General features: G+C 60.2%; 14 protein-coding genes. 10 read left to right on the plus strand and 4 right to left on the minus strand.

The annotated features are described in order from the left end of the window. Positions 1-44 precede the first annotated feature (44 nt). From ACCD02_RS08165 to tadA, 4 genes are all read left to right on the plus strand, one after another. Positions 45-1,475 carry a glutamate decarboxylase gene (locus tag ACCD02_RS08165; RefSeq protein ID WP_413300198.1) on the plus strand — a complete coding sequence of 477 codons (1,431 nt, stop codon included), beginning with the start codon at positions 45-47 and terminating at the stop codon, positions 1,473-1,475. Positions 1,476-1,544: 69 nt separating this feature from the next. Beyond that, positions 1,545-3,245 carry an aspartate:alanine exchanger family transporter gene (locus ACCD02_RS08170; protein WP_413300200.1) on the plus strand — a complete coding sequence of 567 codons (1,701 nt, stop codon included), beginning with the start codon at positions 1,545-1,547 and terminating at the stop codon, positions 3,243-3,245. Between the two features lie 141 nt (positions 3,246-3,386). After that, positions 3,387-4,760, plus strand: coding sequence for a multicopper oxidase family protein (locus ACCD02_RS08175; protein ID WP_413300202.1), 1,374 nt, complete (start codon positions 3,387-3,389; stop codon positions 4,758-4,760). Continuing rightward, a complete protein-coding gene (gene tadA / locus ACCD02_RS08180; RefSeq protein WP_413300204.1) occupies positions 4,760-5,242 on the plus strand; it encodes a tRNA adenosine(34) deaminase TadA in 483 nt (160 codons plus the stop codon). The genes ACCD02_RS08175 and tadA overlap by 1 nt, the downstream gene beginning before the upstream one ends. A 138-nt stretch (positions 5,243-5,380) precedes the next feature. Here the strand turns inward: tadA and mltF are convergent, their stop codons facing one another. Next, positions 5,381-6,838, minus strand: coding sequence for a membrane-bound lytic murein transglycosylase MltF (mltF, locus tag ACCD02_RS08185; protein WP_413300206.1), 1,458 nt, complete (start codon positions 6,836-6,838; stop codon positions 5,381-5,383). Positions 6,839-7,040: 202 nt separating this feature from the next. Between mltF and purL the strand changes: the two genes are divergently transcribed. Both purL and ACCD02_RS08195 read left to right on the plus strand, forming a co-directional pair. Further along, positions 7,041-10,937, plus strand: coding sequence for a phosphoribosylformylglycinamidine synthase (gene purL / locus ACCD02_RS08190; RefSeq protein WP_413300208.1), 3,897 nt, complete (start codon positions 7,041-7,043; stop codon positions 10,935-10,937). 7 nt (positions 10,938-10,944) lie between these two features. Continuing rightward, positions 10,945-11,256: an NGG1p interacting factor NIF3 gene (locus ACCD02_RS08195; RefSeq protein WP_413300210.1), complete on the plus strand. Its 312-nt coding sequence runs from the start codon at positions 10,945-10,947 to the stop codon at positions 11,254-11,256. 172 nt (positions 11,257-11,428) lie between these two features. Here the strand turns inward: ACCD02_RS08195 and ACCD02_RS08200 are convergent, their stop codons facing one another. Together ACCD02_RS08200 and ACCD02_RS08205 are read right to left on the minus strand one after the other, a co-directional pair. Then, positions 11,429-11,992, minus strand: a complete 564-nt coding sequence (locus ACCD02_RS08200; RefSeq protein WP_413300212.1) for a L,D-transpeptidase family protein — start codon at positions 11,990-11,992, stop codon at positions 11,429-11,431. Between the two features lie 60 nt (positions 11,993-12,052). Beyond that, the gene (locus tag ACCD02_RS08205) at positions 12,053-12,595 is read right to left on the minus strand and encodes an NUDIX hydrolase (protein WP_413300214.1); all 543 of its coding nucleotides are present in this window, start codon (positions 12,593-12,595) and stop codon (positions 12,053-12,055) included. A 133-nt stretch (positions 12,596-12,728) separates the two neighbouring features. Between ACCD02_RS08205 and ACCD02_RS08210 the strand changes: the two genes are divergently transcribed. The 4 genes from ACCD02_RS08210 (at position 12,729) to purT (ending at position 15,562) form a co-directional block, all read left to right on the plus strand. Next, positions 12,729-13,328 (plus strand): CoA pyrophosphatase, encoded by a 600-nt coding sequence (locus ACCD02_RS08210; RefSeq protein ID WP_259105851.1) that lies wholly within the window; start codon positions 12,729-12,731, stop codon positions 13,326-13,328. A 42-nt stretch (positions 13,329-13,370) separates the two neighbouring features. Next, positions 13,371-13,895 carry a gamma carbonic anhydrase family protein gene (locus tag ACCD02_RS08215; protein WP_413300217.1) on the plus strand — a complete coding sequence of 175 codons (525 nt, stop codon included), beginning with the start codon at positions 13,371-13,373 and terminating at the stop codon, positions 13,893-13,895. Beyond that, positions 13,892-14,101: a DUF1289 domain-containing protein gene (locus ACCD02_RS08220; RefSeq protein ID WP_413300219.1), complete on the plus strand. Its 210-nt coding sequence runs from the start codon at positions 13,892-13,894 to the stop codon at positions 14,099-14,101. The genes ACCD02_RS08215 and ACCD02_RS08220 overlap by 4 nt, the downstream gene beginning before the upstream one ends. Before the next feature lie 279 nt (positions 14,102-14,380). Then, complete coding sequence (gene purT, locus ACCD02_RS08225) at positions 14,381-15,562, plus strand: formate-dependent phosphoribosylglycinamide formyltransferase (protein WP_413300221.1); 1,182 nt, start codon at positions 14,381-14,383, stop codon at positions 15,560-15,562. A gap of 81 nt (positions 15,563-15,643) precedes the next feature. Here the strand turns inward: purT and ACCD02_RS08230 are convergent, their stop codons facing one another. Beyond that, a complete protein-coding gene (locus ACCD02_RS08230; protein ID WP_413300223.1) occupies positions 15,644-16,363 on the minus strand; it encodes a WbqC family protein in 720 nt (239 codons plus the stop codon). Between the last annotated feature and the right edge of the window lie 362 nt (positions 16,364-16,725).

Raw genomic sequence — 16,725 nt, forward strand, 5'->3', positions numbered from 1 at the left:
CGATCAACGTCTACGCCATTTCCCTCATTCAAGAGCAGGATTCCATGGCACTTCACAAAACCGTAGAGATTCAAGACCAAGCCATCGAAGACGTCTATTCGAGTGGTTCTTCCCAGCACAAACTGCCCAAATACCGCCTTCCGGACCATTCGACCACGCCGTCGTCGGCCTACAACCTGGTACGGGACGAGCTGCTGCTCGATGGCAACTCCCGGCAAAACCTGGCGACGTTCTGTACCACCTGGGTCGAGCCCGAGGTGAAGCAGTTGATGGCCGATGCCCTCGACAAGAACATGATTGATAAGGACGAATACCCGCAGACCGCCGAGATTGAAAACCGCTGCGTGCACATCATTGCCGATCTCTGGCATGCGCCGAAGTCCTGGCAGACCGTGGGGTGTTCGACCACGGGTTCCAGTGAGGCGGCGATGCTCGGCGGCCTGGCCCTCAAGTGGAGCTGGAAAAAGCGCCGGGAAGCCGCTGGCCTGCCGACGGACAAGCCGAATTTCGTCTGCGGACCGGTGCAGATCTGCTGGAAGAAGTTCGCCCGCTATTTCGACGTGGAAATTCGCGAAGTACCGTTGCGCGGCGACGCCCTGGGCCTGCGCCCGGCGGATTTGCGCGAATATTGCGACGAGAACACCATTGGCGTTGTCGCGACCCTGGGCGTGACCTTCACCGGTATCTACGAACCGGTCGCCGCCCTGGCTGCCGAGCTGGATGCAATGCAGCGCGACCTCGGCCTGGATATTCCGATTCATGTGGATGCGGCCAGCGGTGGTTTTATCGCGCCGTTCATTCAGCAGGAGCTGCAGTGGGACTTCGTGATCGAGCGGGTCAAGTCGATCAATGCCTCGGGTCACAAGTACGGCCTGGCGCCGTTGGGCGTGGGCTGGGTGATCTGGCGCTCCATTGAGGATCTGCCGGAGGACTTGATCTTCTACGTGGACTATCTGGGCGGCAACATGGCTACCTTTGCCCTGAATTTCAGTCGGCCGGGCGGCGAAATCATTGCCCAGTACTACAACTTCCTGCGGCTCGGGCGTGACGGTTACACACGCATTCAGCAGGCTTGTTCCGATACGGCGCAGTGGCTGGCGTCGGAGATCGTCAAGTTTGCCCCCCTGGAGTTGGTGTACGACGGCAAAGATGGGCTGCCGGCGGTCTGCTACAAGCTCAAGGACGGCATCGACCATGGCTTCAGTCTCTACGATCTGTCGGAGCGCGTGCGCATGCGCGGCTGGCAAATCGCGTCTTACCCGTTGCCGTCGGACCGTCAGAACATCGTGGTGCAGCGGATTCTGGTGCGCCATGGCGTGAGTCGCGACCTGGTCGCACTGTTGCTCGATGATCTGCGCAAGGCCATTGATTACTTGCAGAAAAATCCGGTGGTGCATTCCGATGCCGGACCAAGCTTCAGTCACGGCGCCATTGCTGCGCCGGTTATCCCGGCCGACACCCCGAACCTTGGCTAAACGCATTTCACGCTCACCGGGCCCTGAGGTCCGGTGCCTTCAGCGTTTCACAGCCGGGTGCGAATCATAGTGACTGCCTTTTTTACTTTTCTGCATGACAACCCTTACATTCTTTTATTCCTGGTGGTTGGCCTGTCCGTCTGGGTCGGGCGCGGTACCATCAAGGGTTATGGTCTGGGCGCGGTAGCGGGGGCCATCGTCATCGGCTGTGCCATTGCGACCTGGGCGTCGTATTACGGCGTGCATTTCGCGCTCGATAACTTCACCAAGAGCCTGTTCTATTACCTGTTCATGTATGGCGTCGGGCTGCGGGTCGGCCCTTCGTTCGTCAACAGTCTCAAGGGCGACGGGCTGAAGTTCACCTTCCTGGCGATTCTGTCGTCGTTCCTCGGGCTGGGTATCGTGGTCCTGGGTGTTCGGCTGCTATCGCTGCCGGTGGGCGCGGCGGGCGGTATTCTTGCCGGTTCGCAAACCATGTCGGCGGCTATCGGTTCTGCCGAGCAGGCCATTACCTCGGGCGTAGTGCCGTTGCCACCGGGCACCACCGCCGCGGCGGCGACGGCCATGATCGCGCTGTCGTATGGCATCACCTATATCTGGGGCACGGTCGGTATCATCCTGATCTGCAAATACCTGCCGCGCTGGTGGGGCGTCGATGCGCGCAAGGCAGCCAAGGAGTACGAGATCGAGCACGGTGTGCCGAACGTCGATGACGCCGGGCTCAGCGGTTATCGCCCCTTTGATCTGCGGGCCTATCGATTGATGAATACCGAGTTGGTCGGCCAGACCATCGCGCAATTTCGCGAGCGGTTTGCTCAGTACCAGATCGAGAATGTCGAACGCGGCGACACGTTGCTGGGCGCCGATCCAGCATTGGTGTTGCAACAGGGCGATGTGATTGCCCTGGGTGGCAGCCTGGATGCATTGACGGATCACATGGGCCTGATCGGGCCTGAAGTGCCGGATGCGCGGGCGCTGAATATACCGTTGGATGAGGCGGTGATTCTGGTGACCCATCACGACGCCATCGGCAAGGCGCTCAAGGAATTCAGCCAGTCGCCGATTGCCGGGCAAGTGCAGTTGGTCGGCATTGAGCGGGGCGGCGCGCCGATTCCCGTTGGCCTGGAAACGCGCTTGCAGCGTCTGGATGTGATGCATCTGGTTGGGCTGCGCAGTGCCATCGACAAGGCCACGGCATTGCTCGGGAAAGTGGCGCGGCCGAGTACGGCGACCGATCTGCTGACGCTGTCGCTGGGCATGGTGTTGGGGTTGTTGATCGGCCTGATTCAAGTCCCGGCATTTGGTGCGGCGGTGGGATTGGGCAATGCCGGCGGCTTGCTGGTGTCGGGGATAATCGTCTCGTCGCTGGTATCGCGGGTGCGTTTCTTCGGCAATACGCCCAATGCGGCGCGTAACATCCTGGAAGACATGGGCCTGATTTTCTTTGTTGCGATTGTCGGGGTGAATGCGGGGGCGAATCTGGTTTCACAGATCAGCGCAATCATCGCGCTGAAGATCTTTGTGCTGGGGTTTGTGGCCTGCACGATTCCGCCGTTTATCGTCTGGGCGGTAGGCTTTCATGTGTTCAAGATCAACCCGGCGATTCTCATGGGCGGTGTGGCGGGGGCGCGAAGTCATTCTGGACCGGCGCGCGAGGCGGCCAAGGAAATCGACAGTACCGTGCCCTGGATCGGTTTTCCGGTGGCTTACGCGGTGTCCGGGATTCTGCTGACGGTGTTTGGCTATTTCGCGATGCTGCTGGCGCGCTGACGGTCAATCGCGGGGTCGCAGCTTTCCCTATCGGTGCGACCTTGCGTTCCCTTAATTTTTTACAAGCGCACCTGTATCCTGTTCGCCCCTCGTACCCATTCTCAGGTGCGTCTCTTTCTCGTTTTGCAGGTGTGTGCGTTTATGTCCTTTACCCGTCGACAAATTCTCGGAGGGCTGGCCGGGCTTGCCGTGGTGGGGCTGGGCGCAGGCGGTGCTTCGCGCTATTGGCTGGGGCGACGCGGGCCGGGAGAGGGGCACGACTTTGAGTTGATCGCGGCGCCACTGGATGTCGAACTGGTTGCCGGGCATCAGACCCCGGCCTGGGCTTTTGGCGGTTCGGCGCCGGGCACTGAACTGCGGGTGCGCCAGGGCGAGTGGTTGCGTTTGCGCTTTATCAACCAACTGCCGGTGGAGACCACGATTCACTGGCATGGCATTCGCCTGCCGCTGGAGATGGATGGCGTGCCTTATGTTTCGCAGTTGCCGGTCAAGCCGGGCGAGTATTTCGACTACAAGTTCCTGGTGCCCGACGCAGGCAGCTATTGGTATCACCCCCATGTCAGCAGCAGCGAGGAACTGGGGCGCGGGCTGGTCGGGCCGCTGATTGTCGAGGAACGCGAGCCGACCGGCTTCCGGCATGAGCGCACGGTGAGTCTGAAGAGCTGGCATGTGGATGAAGTCGGGGCCTTTACCGAGTTCAGCGTGACCCGTGAAGCCGCGCGCGAGGGCACGGCGGGGCGCCTGTCGACGCTCAATGGCGTGCCCCAGGCGGTAATCGATCTGCCTGCGGGGCAAGTCACGCGGGTACGTATTCTCAATCTCGATAACACCGTCACTTATCGCCTGAACTTGCCGGGGGCCGAGGCGCAGATCTACGCGCTGGATGGCAACCCGGTGGCGCCACGTCCGCTGGGCGAGGATTACTGGCTCGGGCCGGGCATGCGCATTTGCCTGGCGATCAAGGCACCGCCTGCGGGTGAAGAGTTGTCGCTGCGCAATGGGCCGGTGCGCCTGGGCACCTTCCGTTCGGTGGCCAGTAACGATGCGCCGGGGGAGTGGCCACCAGCATTGCCCGCCAACCCTATTGCCGAGCCGGATCTGGAGAGCGCCGAGAAACTGAATTTCAATATCGAGTGGGCGGGGGCGGTGTCGGTCAACGTAGAGAACGGCAAGCCGCCGAGCCTGTGGCAGATCAATGGCCAGGCCTGGGATATCACCGACAAGACCTGCGCTGACCGGCCTATCGCCAAACTGATCAAGGGCAAGAGCTATATCTTCGAACTGAAGAACATGACCCAGTATCAGCACCCGATCCATTTGCATGGCATGAGTTTCAAGGTGCTGGCGTCGAATCGTCGGCCTGTCATCCCGTATTTCACCGATACCTTTCTGTTGGGGCGCAACGAGCGTGCCCGTGTGGCCCTGGTAGCGGATAATCCCGGCGTGTGGATGTTCCACTGCCATGTGATCGATCATATGGAAACCGGGCTTATGGCCGCTATCGAGGTGTCCTGATGAGGCAGCCACCGATCATTGATCGCAGCAACGACCAGTATTTCATGGGCGAGGCCCTGGCCCTGGCGGCCGAGGGTGCGCTATTGGGCGAGGTGCCGGTGGGCGCCGTCGTCGTGCAGGGCGGAGTCATTATTGGCCGCGGCTTCAACCGGCCGATCAGTGGCAATGACCCCAGTGCTCATGCCGAGATGGTCGCCATCCGTGATGCCGCTCAGGCTGTGAGCAACTACCGGCTGCCGGGTACCACCCTGTACGTGACGCTTGAGCCGTGCAGCATGTGCGCCGGGCTGATCGTGCATTCGCGGATCATGCGCGTCGTGTATGGCGCCCTGGAGCCAAAGGCCGGGATCGTGCAGAGCCAGGGGCAGTTCTTTGCCCAGGGCTTTCTCAATCATCGGGTGTTGTATGAGGGCGGGGTGCTGGGGGAGGAGTGCGGGGCGATGTTGAGCGAGTTTTTCAGGATGCGCCGGGCGAAGGTTTGAATGTCTGGCTGAGATTTTTTGGGACCGGATTCATCCGCGAAAGCAATATTTCAGTCGATAGACATACGTCGGATGTACCCGCGTCTTCGCGAATGAATTCGCTCCCACAGGATGTGCTCCAGTAAAAGGATTGAGCCCCTACAACTTCGGCGCCGTTTCAGGCGGCTTCTTATCGACACCCGGTACATGCAGATTCCCTTCGGCGACCTGGCTGCCTTCCAGTTGCGGCTGGGTTACCCAGGTGAGGATGTCGTAGTAGCGGCGGATGTTGGCCACGAAGCTCACCGGCTCGCCGCCGCGGGCATAGCCGTAGCGGGTCTTGCGGTACCACTGTTTCTGCGACAGGCGGGGCAGCATTTTTTTAACGTCGAGCCATTTATTGGGATTCAGGCCCTCGTTTTCCGCCAATTTGCGGGCATCGTCGAGGTGACCGCTACCGATGTTGTAGGAAGCGAGAGCGAGCCATGTACGATCCGGCTCTTCTATCTTGTCATCCAGCTGTTCCTTTATGTAGGCAAAGTACTTGGCCCCGCCCTGAATGCTTTGTTTGGCATCCAGGCGGTTAGCCACGCCCATGGCCTGGGCGGTGCTTTGGGTCAGCATCATCAGGCCGCGCACACCGGTTTTTGAGGTGACGTCGGGCTGCCACAGCGATTCCTGATAGCCAATGGCCGCGAGCAGGCGCCAGTCCACCTGGGACTGCTTGGCCGAGGCCTGGAAGTTCTTCTGATATTTGGGCAGGCGCTCCTGCAGGTGCTGGGCGAAGGTGTAGGCGCCGACGTAGCCCAATACATCGACATGGCCGTAGTAGCGATCCTTGAGCCGCTGCAGCATGCCGTTCTTCTGCACCTTGTCGAGATAGGCGTTGATCTCGTTGAGCAGGCTGTTGTCTTCACCCAGGGCCACGGCCCAGCGCTGGTTGCGCGCCTCGCCCAGATCGAAGGCAACCCGCACGTTGGGGAAGTACACCTGGTTCATCGCCAGTTCGTTGGAGTCGACCAGGGTCAGGTCGATCTGGCCTTCATCAACCATGCGTAACAGGTCGACCACTTCTACGGCGTCGGATTCTTCGTATTCGATGGCTGGATTCTTGGCTTTCAGCGCCGCCAGCTGCTCGGCATGGCTGCTGCCTTTAAGCACCATGATGCGTTTGCCCACCAGATCGCCTGCGTCGGTCGGGCGTGACTGGCCGTTGCGATAAATGATCTGGGGGGTGACTTCGAGATAGGAGTGGGAGAAGCGTACCTGCTGTTTGCGTTTCTCCGTGTCGATCAGGCCGGCCGCAGCGAGCACCGGGCCGCCGGGCTTCTGCATCTGGTCAAACAGGTCGTCGAGGTTGTCGGCGGTTTCGATCTTCAGTTCCACGCCGAGATCTTCGGCGAAACGCTTGACCAATTCATACTCGAAGCCGGTTTCACCGTTGCGATCTTCGAAGTAGGTGGCCGGGCTGTTGCGGGTGATCACGCGCAGTACGCCGTCCTCCTTTACTCGCTCCAGTGTGTTGGGTTTGTCCACACAGGCGCTGAGCATCAGGAAGAGTCCGGTGGCGATGAGCCATTTGGCGCAACGAGGGCGGAAATCTGATCGGGAAAACATCGGTGCAGTATACGCAAAGGACACCCGTCGCCATATATCGACAGCGAGGGTCGGGTCTGCTAGAGAAACGCCGTTCAGACGCCGTACAGGTACTATCGATAACCGGCTACTGCGGATTCAGCCGTTTCGGGTGCCGAAAGAGTCCGTTTAGGCTAGAATGCACGGCCTCAAAGCACACCCCCTTCCCGAGGCTGTCCCGAAGATGTTGATCCTGCGCGGTGCTCCTGCCCTTTCCGCCTTCCGCCACAGCAAATTACTTGAACAACTGAAACAAAAAGTTTCGGCTGTCAGTGGCTTGTACGCTGAATTCGCCCACTTCGCTGAAGTCTCCGGCGTCCTGACCGGCGAAGACCAACAGGTGCTAGCCCGCCTCCTGAAATACGGCCCGAGTGTGCCGGTTCAAGAGCCGCGCGGTCGCCTGTTCCTGGTCCTGCCGCGTTTCGGCACGATTTCGCCATGGTCGAGCAAGGCCAGCGATATCGCCCGCAACTGCGGTCTGAGCAAGATTCAGCGCCTGGAACGCGGCATTGCCTTCTATGTAGAAGGGCAATTCAGCGAAGCCGAGGCCCAGCTGATTGCCGACGGTCTGCATGACCGCATGACCCAGCTGGTGCTGTCGTCCCTGGATCAGGCCGAAGGGCTGTTCAGCCACGCCGAACCCAAGCCGCTGACCGCAGTGGACATTCTCGGTGGTGGTCGCGCCGCGCTGGAAAAGGCCAACGTCGAGCTGGGCCTGGCCCTGGCCGAAGACGAAATCGATTATCTGGTCACCAGTTTCAACGGTCTGGGGCGCAACCCTCACGACATAGAACTGATGATGTTTGCCCAGGCCAACTCCGAACATTGCCGTCACAAGATCTTCAACGCCAGTTGGGATATCGACGGCGAGAGTCAGGAAAAAAGCCTGTTCGGCATGATCAAGAACACCTACGTCATGCACAGCGAAGGCGTGTTGTCGGCTTACAAGGACAACGCTTCGGTGATCGTCGGCAGTGTTGCCGGACGTTTCTTCCCGAACCCTGAGACCCGCCAGTACGGCGCGGTGCAGGAGCCGGTGCATATCCTGATGAAGGTCGAGACGCACAACCACCCGACTGCGATCGCTCCGTTCCCGGGTGCTTCCACCGGTTCCGGCGGCGAGATCCGCGACGAAGGCGCAACCGGTCGTGGCGCCAAGCCGAAAGCCGGCCTGACCGGTTTCACCGTTTCCAACCTGAATATCCCCGGTTTCCAACAGCCTTGGGAAGTGCCGTACGGCAAGCCCGAGCGCATCGTCACCCCGCTGGACATCATGATCGAAGGCCCGCTGGGCGGCGCCGCATTCAACAACGAATTCGGTCGTCCGGCCCTGACCGGCTATTTCCGTACTTTCGAGCAGTCCATCAGCACCCCTCACGGTGACGAAGTGCGCGGCTACCACAAGCCGATCATGCTCGCCGGTGGTATGGGCAACATCCGTGAAGAACACGTGCAGAAGGGCGAGATCCTGGTCGGCTCCAAGCTGATCGTACTGGGTGGCCCGGCCATGCTGATCGGCCTGGGCGGCGGCGCGGCCTCGTCCATGGCCACCGGCACCAGTTCGGCGGACCTGGACTTCGCTTCCGTACAGCGGGAAAACCCGGAGATGGAACGCCGTTGCCAGGAAGTCATCGACCGTTGCTGGCAACTGGGTGACAAGAACCCGATCAGCTTTATCCACGACGTCGGCGCGGGCGGTCTGTCCAACGCCTTCCCTGAGCTGGTCAACGATGGCGGCCGTGGCGGTCGCTTCGAACTGCGTAATGTGCCTAACGACGAGCCGGGCATGGCGCCGCTGGAAATCTGGAGCAACGAATCCCAGGAGCGTTATGTCCTGGCAGTCGGCGCCGCAGACTTCGAACGCTTCAAGGCCATCTGCGAGCGCGAGCGCTGCCCGTTCGCGGTAGTCGGCGAGGCAACTGCCGAGCCGCAGCTGACCGTAACCGACAGCCACTTCGGCAACAGCCCGGTGGACATGCCGCTGGAAGTGCTGCTGGGCAAGGCGCCACGCATGCACCGTTCGGTCGCTCGCGAAGCCGAGCAGGGCGATGATTTCGACCCGAGCGCCCTGGACCTGGAAGAAAGCGTGCAGCGCGTGCTGCATCACCCGGCCGTGGCCAGCAAGAGCTTCCTGATCACCATCGGCGACCGCACCATCACCGGCCTTGTGGCCCGTGACCAGATGGTCGGCCCGTGGCAGGTTCCGGTGGCTGACTGCGCCGTGACCGCTACCAGTTTCGACGTCTACACCGGCGAAGCCATGGCCATGGGTGAGCGCACGCCGCTGGCCTTGCTCGACGCTCCGGCGTCCGGGCGCATGGCAATCGGTGAGACCCTGACCAATATCGCGGCTTCGCGCATCGGCAAGATTTCCGATATCAAGCTGTCCGCCAACTGGATGTCCGCTGCTGGTCACCCGGGCGAAGACGCGCGTCTGTACGACACCGTCAAGGCAGTCGGCATGGAGCTGTGCCCTGAGCTGGGCATCACCATTCCGGTGGGCAAGGACTCCATGTCCATGAAAACCCGCTGGAGCGATGAGGGCACCGAGAAGAGCGTGACCTCGCCGCTGTCGCTGATCGTTACCGGTTTCGCCCCGGTCACCGATATCCGCCAGACCCTGACCCCGCAACTGCGCATGGACAAGGGCGAGACCGATCTGATCCTGATCGATCTGGGCCGTGGCCAGAACCGCATGGGCGCTTCGATTCTTGCCCAGACTCACGGCAAGCTTGGCCGCATCGCGCCGGATGTCGATGATGCCGAAGATCTCAAGGCGTTCTTCGCCGTGATCCAGGGCCTCAACGCTGACGGTCACCTGTTGGCCTATCACGACCGTTCCGATGGCGGCCTGATGGTCTCCGTGCTGGAAATGGCCTTTGCCGGTCATTGCGGCCTGAACCTGCACCTCGATGGCCTGGCGCAAACCTCTGCCGAACTGTCAGCGATCCTGTTCAACGAAGAACTGGGTGCGGTGATTCAGGTTCGCCAGGACGCCACCGCCGAAGTGCTGGCTCAGTTCAGCGCTGCCGGTCTGGAAGACTGCGTTGCGGTCATCGGTCAGCCGGTGAACAACGACGAAGTCGCCATCAGCTTCAATGGCGAGGCGGTCTTCACCGGCCAGCGTCGTCTGCTGCAACGCCAGTGGGCAGAAACCAGCTACCAGATCCAGCGCCTGCGCGACAACGCCGAGTGTGCCGATCAGGAATTCGACGCCCTGCTGGAAGAAGACAATCCGGGCCTGAGCGTCAAGCTGGGCTTCGACGTCAACGACGACGTGGCTGCGCCTTACATCAAGAAAGGCGTTCGCCCACAAGTGGCAGTGCTGCGCGAGCAGGGCGTCAACGGTCAGGTGGAAATGGCTGCGGCCTTCGACCGCGCCGGCTTCAACGCCATCGACGTGCACATGAGCGATATCCTTGCCGGTCGCGTCGACCTGAACGACTTCAAGGGTCTGGTCGCCTGCGGTGGCTTCTCCTACGGTGACGTCCTCGGCGCCGGTGAAGGCTGGGCCAAGTCGGCGCTGTTCAATGCCCGTGCCCGTGACGCCTTCCAGGGCTTCTTCGAGCGCAAGGACAGCTTTACCCTCGGCGTGTGCAATGGTTGCCAGATGTTGTCCAACCTGCACGAACTGATTCCGGGCACCGAGCTGTGGCCGCATTTTGTGCGTAACCGCTCCGAGCAGTTCGAAGCCCGTGTGGCCATGGTTCAGGTTCAGGAATCGCCGTCGATCTTCCTGCAAGGCATGGCCGGTTCGCGTATGCCGATCGCCATCGCCCACGGTGAAGGTCACGCCGAGTTCGCCAACGATGAATCCCTGCTGCAGGCCGATGTGTCCGGCACCATTGCCGTACGTTTTGTCGACAATCATGGCAAGGTCACCGAAGCCTACCCGGCCAACCCGAATGGCTCGCCGCGCGGCATTGCCGGTCTGACCAGCCGCGACGGTCGCGTCACCATCATGATGCCGCACCCTGAGCGGGTTTTCCGTGGTGTGCAGAACTCCTGGCGTCCGGATGAGTGGAGCGAAGATGCGGCGTGGATGCGCATGTTCCGTAACGCGCGCGTTTGGGTTAACTAAGAAGACGATGTACAAGCTCGCCTTCTTCGTGCCACCGAGCCATGTGGAGCAGGTCAAGGACGCTGTATTCGCCGCTGGAGCAGGGCGAATCGGCGACTACGACCGTTGCGCCTGGCAGGTGCTCGGCCATGGCCAGTTTCGCCCGCTGGACGGTGCAAAGCCGTTTATCGGGCAGGCTGGCGAGGTCGAGCGGGTGGACGAGTGGAAGGTCGAGCTGGTCGTGGCTGACGAGCTGATTGAGTCGGTGGTGATGGCTCTCAAGCAGAGCCATCCCTACGAAACCCCGGCTTACGAGGTCTGGCGGCTGGAAAACTTCTGATCTGCCATGAATTATGTGGGTTCTTTCGGAGCGAATTCTGTGGGAGCGAATTCATTCGCGAAGAGACCGGTACATTCAGCGCATATATGTCGCCTGGAACACCGCTTTCGCGGATGAATCCGCTCCCACCAAATGCGCTCCCATATTATCCGCGTCGAACCTCATCCAATCCCTACGGCCTGATCTCGATCATCGTGCCGTCCTTCACCAGATCCCAGACTTCGCGCATATCGGTGTTTTTCATCGCGATGCAGCCGTTGGTCCAGTCCAGGGTATGGAAGTACCACTCCGGATACTCTTCGTCGATCGGCGTGCCGTGGATCATGATCATGCTGCCGGGCTTGACCCCTTCACGGCGGGCGCGGGCCGAGTCGCTGACGTTGGGATAGGAAATGTGCATCGACAGGTTGAAGTTGTTGCTGGGCTTGCGCCAGTCGAGCCAGTAGAAACCTTCCGGGGTGCGCTGGTCACCTTCCTGAAGCTTCGGGCCCTTGGGTTGCTTGCCCAGGGAAATACGATAGGTCTTGAGCGCTTCGCCGCCGCTGATCAATTGCAATTGATGGGCGGACTTGAGGATCAGCACTTTCTCGATCTTGCGGTCGGCAATGTTCTCGGTATTGATCACCTTGTTGCCGACGAACTCTTGTTCGCTGCCCTTGGGCACGATGGTCTGGGTGAAGGCGGCCTGGGACAGCGGAATAAATGAAAAGCAGAAGAGGGCGAGCAACCAGCGCATCGAAACGGTATCCCCAAAAAACAGCTGTAAAGTCGATATATCGGCGCTTGGCCCGGTAAGTTAAATGGGCCGTGAAGGTGGCAGCGCGTCAGTACGCACAGGATATACCTCAAGCTTGCGGTCAGCGAAGAAGCATTCCAGGGTTTTGCGCACGGTCATGAAGGCCAGGTCGGACCAGGGAATATCGGCTTCGTCGAACAGCCGCACTTCCAGGCTCTCAGGGCCGGCAGCGAAATCCAGGCTGGCCAGTTCAGCGCGGTAGAACACGTGGACCTGGCTGATGTGCGGCACGTCCACCAACATATAAAGGTGCAGATCTTTAAGGGTGGCACAGGCTTCTTCGACGGTTTCCCGGCGGGCGGCCTGTTCGACGGTTTCGCCGTTCTCCATGAAGCCGGCTGGCAGGGTCCAGTAGCCCAGGCGCGGCTCGATGGCGCGGCGGCACAGCAGCACTTGTCGACCCCAGGTCGGCAGGCTGCCGGCGACGATATTGGGGTTTTGATAGTGAATGGTCTGACACTGTTCACAGACGTAGCGCAGGCGGCTATCGCCCTCGGGAATGCGCTGGATGACGGTATGGCCGCACTGGCTGCAAAATTTCATGGTGGCTTTCTTGTCCTTGGTCAGGCGCTATCTTGGCGTGTCCTGTTATGACTCGGCAAGTTGTCCTACAAGGGGTTGGGCGTTGGCTCGCTTTGGTGCATGATGCGGGGTAAGCAACAAATCGAGATTTCCCATGCTGGACGAGCTACTTCGACGAGTAAGCAGCCATACGCCGAGTACTCTGGAGACGGATCGACGTTTTCCCGAGGCTGCGGTGTTGGTGCCCATTACCCGCAGTGACGATCCCGAGCTGATTCTGACCCTGCGCGCCAGCGGTCTGTCGACCCATGGCGGCGAGGTGGCGTTCCCCGGTGGCCGCCGCGACCCCGAAGACCCCGACCTGGTCTTCACCGCGCTGCGCGAAGCGGAAGAAGAGATTGGCCTGCCGCCAGGGCTGGTTGAAATTATCGGCCCGTTGAGCCCGTTGATCTCCAAGCATGGCATCAAGGTCACACCTTATGTCGGCGTGATTCCGGACTTCGTTGAATACCGGCCCAATGATGGCGAAATTGCCGCTGTGTTCAGTGTGCCCTTGTCTTTTTTTCGTCAGGACGTACGTGAGCATACCCATCGCATCGATTATCAGGGCCGCAGTTGGTATGTGCCCAGCTACCGTTTCGGCGAGTACAAGATCTGGGGCCTGACCGCGATCATGATCGTCGAGCTGATCAATGTGCTGTACGACAGCAAGATCAGCCTGCACCAACCGCCTGCACACTCGATTACCTTATAAAAGCGCCAGCCGTTCGAGCATGGTCTGCCTGAGGACAACTGCATGAAATACCGACTGGGGGATTCCCGCGTCGAAACTGACCCGCAAAGTTGGGTCGCGCCCAACGCCACGCTGATTGGCAAGGTCAAGCTTGCAGCCGGCGCCAGCGTCTGGTTCAACGCAGTATTGCGTGGCGACAACGAGCTGATCCATATCGGCGAAAACAGTAACGTGCAGGATGGTACCGTGATGCACACGGACATGGGCTCGCCCCTGGATATCGGCAAGGGCGTGACCATTGGCCATAACGCCATGCTCCATGGGTGCAGCGTCGACGATTACAGCCTGATCGGCATCAACGCAGTGATTCTCAACGGCGCGAAGATCGGCAAGTACTGCATCATCGGCGCCAATTCGTTGATCGGCGAGGGCAAGATCATTCCCGACGGCTCGCTGGTCATGGGCTCCCCCGGCAAAGTGGTGCGCGAACTGACTGACGTGCAGAAGAAAATGCTCGAAGCCAGTGCCGCTCACTACGTCCACAATGCCCAGCGTTACGCCCGGGACCTGGTGCCTCAGGACGAATGATGAGTACGGAAAAACCGGTTCGCTCGCCCTGCGTGAGCATCTGCGCCCTGGACAACGACGATATCTGCATTGGCTGCCAGCGCAGCGTCGCGGAAATTACCGGCTGGGGCCGCATGAACAATGACGAGCGGCGTGCGGTACTTGTGCTGTGCCATGAACGGGCCAAGGCCAGTGGTGTGCTGTGGGCGGTGGCGCCTTCGGCTTGAAGGCGGCTCTTGTCACACGCCCTGTAACCTTATGATTTGCCATGAGATCGTTGTGGGAGCGAATTCATTCGCGAAAGCGGTATTTCAAACAATGAACATGCATTGGATGTTCAGGCCTCTTCGCGAATAAATTCGCTCCCACAAGTTCTGTCGGTAACACGGCGGTCCGCTCCAAGGTCCAATTCGTGGGGCCTTCGTGGTAAATTGCGCGCCTTTCTCCACAGCGGTCGCTCGCGCAATGGCGGGCTGCCCTCGATATCTCTTCCACGAGGACCTGAGATGACTCAAATCGGAACTCCACTGTCGCCTACCGCGACCCGTGTTTTGCTCTGCGGCTGCGGCGAGCTGGGCAAGGAAGTGGTGATCGAACTGCAACGCCTGGGCGTGGAAGTGATCGCTGTCGACCGTTATGCCAATGCGCCAGCCATGCAGGTTGCTCATCGCAGTCACGTGATCAATATGCTTGACGGCGATGCCCTGCGTGCCGTGATCGAAGCCGAGAAACCGCACTTCATTGTGCCGGAAATCGAAGCCATCGCCACTGCGACCCTGGTGGAGCTGGAGTCCGAAGGCTTTACCGTGATCCCGACGGCCCGCGCCGCGCAACTGACCATGAATCGTGAAGGCATCCGTCGTCTGGCCGCTGAAGAGCTGGACCTGCCGACCTCGCCATACCATTTTGCCGATACCTTCGAAGACTACCGCAAGGCCGTCGAAGATCTGGGCTTCCCATGTGTGGTCAAGCCGGTCATGAGTTCCTCGGGCAAGGGCCAGAGCCTGCTCAAGAGCGCTGCTGATATTCAGAGTGCCTGGGATTACGCCCAGGAAGGCGGCCGTGCCGGCAAGGGCCGGGTGATCATCGAAGGCTTTATCGATTTCGATTACGAAATCACCCTGCTGACTGTGCGTCATGTCGGCGGCACTACGTTCTGTGCGCCGGTCGGCCATCGTCAGGAGAAGGGCGACTATCAGGAGTCGTGGCAGCCCCAGGCCATGAGCCCGGTGGCCCTGGCCGAGTCCGAGCGCGTTGCCAGGGCGGTGACCGAGGCCCTGGGTGGTCGCGGCCTGTTCGGCGTCGAGCTGTTCATCAAGGGCGATCAGGTGTGGTTCAGTGAAGTTTCGCCACGCCCTCATGATACAGGCCTGGTCACTCTGATTTCCCAGGACTTGTCCCAATTTGCCCTGCATGCTCGCGCTATTCTGGGCCTGCCGATTCCATTGATCCGTCAGTTCGGCCCGTCGGCTTCGGCGGTGATCCTGGTCGAAGGCAAATCGACCCAGACCGCGTTCGCCAACCTCGAGCAGGCCCTGAGCGAGCCAGACACCGCCCTGCGCCTGTTCGGCAAGCCGGAAGTCAATGGTCAGCGCCGCATGGGCGTTGCATTGGCGCGTGATGAGTCGGTGGAGGTTGCTCGTGCCAAGGCCACTCGCGCTTCGCGTTCGGTGAAGGTTCAGTTGTAAGGACAACGTTTCAGCCACCCCGTCATTGTCTTGAGGCAATGGCGGGCTGCTCCGCGCTTGAAGGGGAGTGGCAACGTGCGATCAGCAGGCCAGCCGGGTCTGCTGCCGGATATACGCGACGATTTCACCCGGTTCGTTCCACATCAGCACATCAAGGATTGAGAGATTCTCGATGAACGGGAATGGGCCGGTGGCGTAAATGAAGGTCGACAGGTCCAGAAAACGCAGCTCTATTCCACGTTCCTGCCACTCGCTGGCAACAAAGATCCCCCGACCACCCGGCGCATTGATATAGCGACCAGCTTCCAGCTGGCTGCTGATTTCCAATGCCCATTGTCCCGGATGTTCGATGGGCGGCAGTTGCAGGTTCATGGCCGAATGAGGGACCCAGTCGAAGCCCAGGTCCAGATAGTCACAAACAACGTTCAGCGACTGGGTATTCAGATCGCTGATGCTGTTGTTCTTGACTGCACCAAACGCACTTTTTACCAGTTCTACAACCTGTCTGTAGAACGGCGACTTGCCCCGGTACAGTTCCAGTTGGCCGAGGATGCGCTGCAGCGCGGCGTTGTGATCAATCACTATCGTCTCTTTGATCGAGGTGCCCAGGGTCGTGCTAACGGGCACATTGATATATTGCCAGCCGCCCTTGCCATCAAGGATCCGGTTACGGTTCATCCAGCTCTTGCGACCGTACTGCGCGGTGTCGAAGATCACTCCTCGTTCCACGGAGGCAATCAGCTGGAAATAACCCAGGTAGGGAAAGAAGTAAGGCTGCATGATGCCTAGCGTGTTGATCATGTCGTGTATGTCGCCTGCTTTTCGGTTGTTATCGATTGGATCAGCGCACAAATACTGCGTACATGGTCATGGGGCATGGCTTGACCGGCGGGGAGTTACAAGAGTGCCTGGCATGGTTCGTCCGTCAGGCTGAGTCTAGCTGCGATATCACCGGAGAAAGGCCTCGTCCGATGGGCGTCCGGTGGAAGCAACGATGGACCCGTATATCTCTGGTTTGCGGCTCGCTGGCTCGTGCGTGCGGATGCTTGATTGTCCGGGAATGCGCAGGAAGCCGGACCGGTCTGAGTGCGCCCATCCGGCGCATCGAATGCTATCTGATGGCTGCAAGCGCGATGTTGCAAGCCCGGTGCGCGAGTCGCAGG

Source organism: Pseudomonas sp. Pseusp88 (genome assembly GCF_047303955.1).
GTDB lineage: Bacteria > Pseudomonadota > Gammaproteobacteria > Pseudomonadales > Pseudomonadaceae > Aquipseudomonas.

Coding starts and splice junctions, on each gene's coding strand:
- ACCD02_RS08165 (WP_413300198.1), top strand. CDS start 45: ATGGCACTTCACAAAACCGTAGAGATTCAAGACCAAGCCATCGAAGAC.
- ACCD02_RS08175 (WP_413300202.1), top strand. CDS start 3,387: ATGTCCTTTACCCGTCGACAAATTCTCGGAGGGCTGGCCGGGCTTGCC.
- tadA (WP_413300204.1), top strand. CDS start 4,760: ATGAGGCAGCCACCGATCATTGATCGCAGCAACGACCAGTATTTCATG.
- mltF (WP_413300206.1), bottom strand. CDS start 6,838: ATGTTTTCCCGATCAGATTTCCGCCCTCGTTGCGCCAAATGGCTCATC.
- purL (WP_413300208.1), top strand. CDS start 7,041: ATGTTGATCCTGCGCGGTGCTCCTGCCCTTTCCGCCTTCCGCCACAGC.
- ACCD02_RS08195 (WP_413300210.1), top strand. CDS start 10,945: ATGTACAAGCTCGCCTTCTTCGTGCCACCGAGCCATGTGGAGCAGGTC.
- ACCD02_RS08200 (WP_413300212.1), bottom strand. CDS start 11,992: ATGCGCTGGTTGCTCGCCCTCTTCTGCTTTTCATTTATTCCGCTGTCC.
- ACCD02_RS08205 (WP_413300214.1), bottom strand. CDS start 12,595: ATGAAATTTTGCAGCCAGTGCGGCCATACCGTCATCCAGCGCATTCCC.
- ACCD02_RS08210 (WP_259105851.1), top strand. CDS start 12,729: ATGCTGGACGAGCTACTTCGACGAGTAAGCAGCCATACGCCGAGTACT.
- ACCD02_RS08215 (WP_413300217.1), top strand. CDS start 13,371: ATGAAATACCGACTGGGGGATTCCCGCGTCGAAACTGACCCGCAAAGT.
- ACCD02_RS08220 (WP_413300219.1), top strand. CDS start 13,892: ATGATGAGTACGGAAAAACCGGTTCGCTCGCCCTGCGTGAGCATCTGC.
- purT (WP_413300221.1), top strand. CDS start 14,381: ATGACTCAAATCGGAACTCCACTGTCGCCTACCGCGACCCGTGTTTTG.
- ACCD02_RS08230 (WP_413300223.1), bottom strand. CDS start 16,363: ATGATCAACACGCTAGGCATCATGCAGCCTTACTTCTTTCCCTACCTG.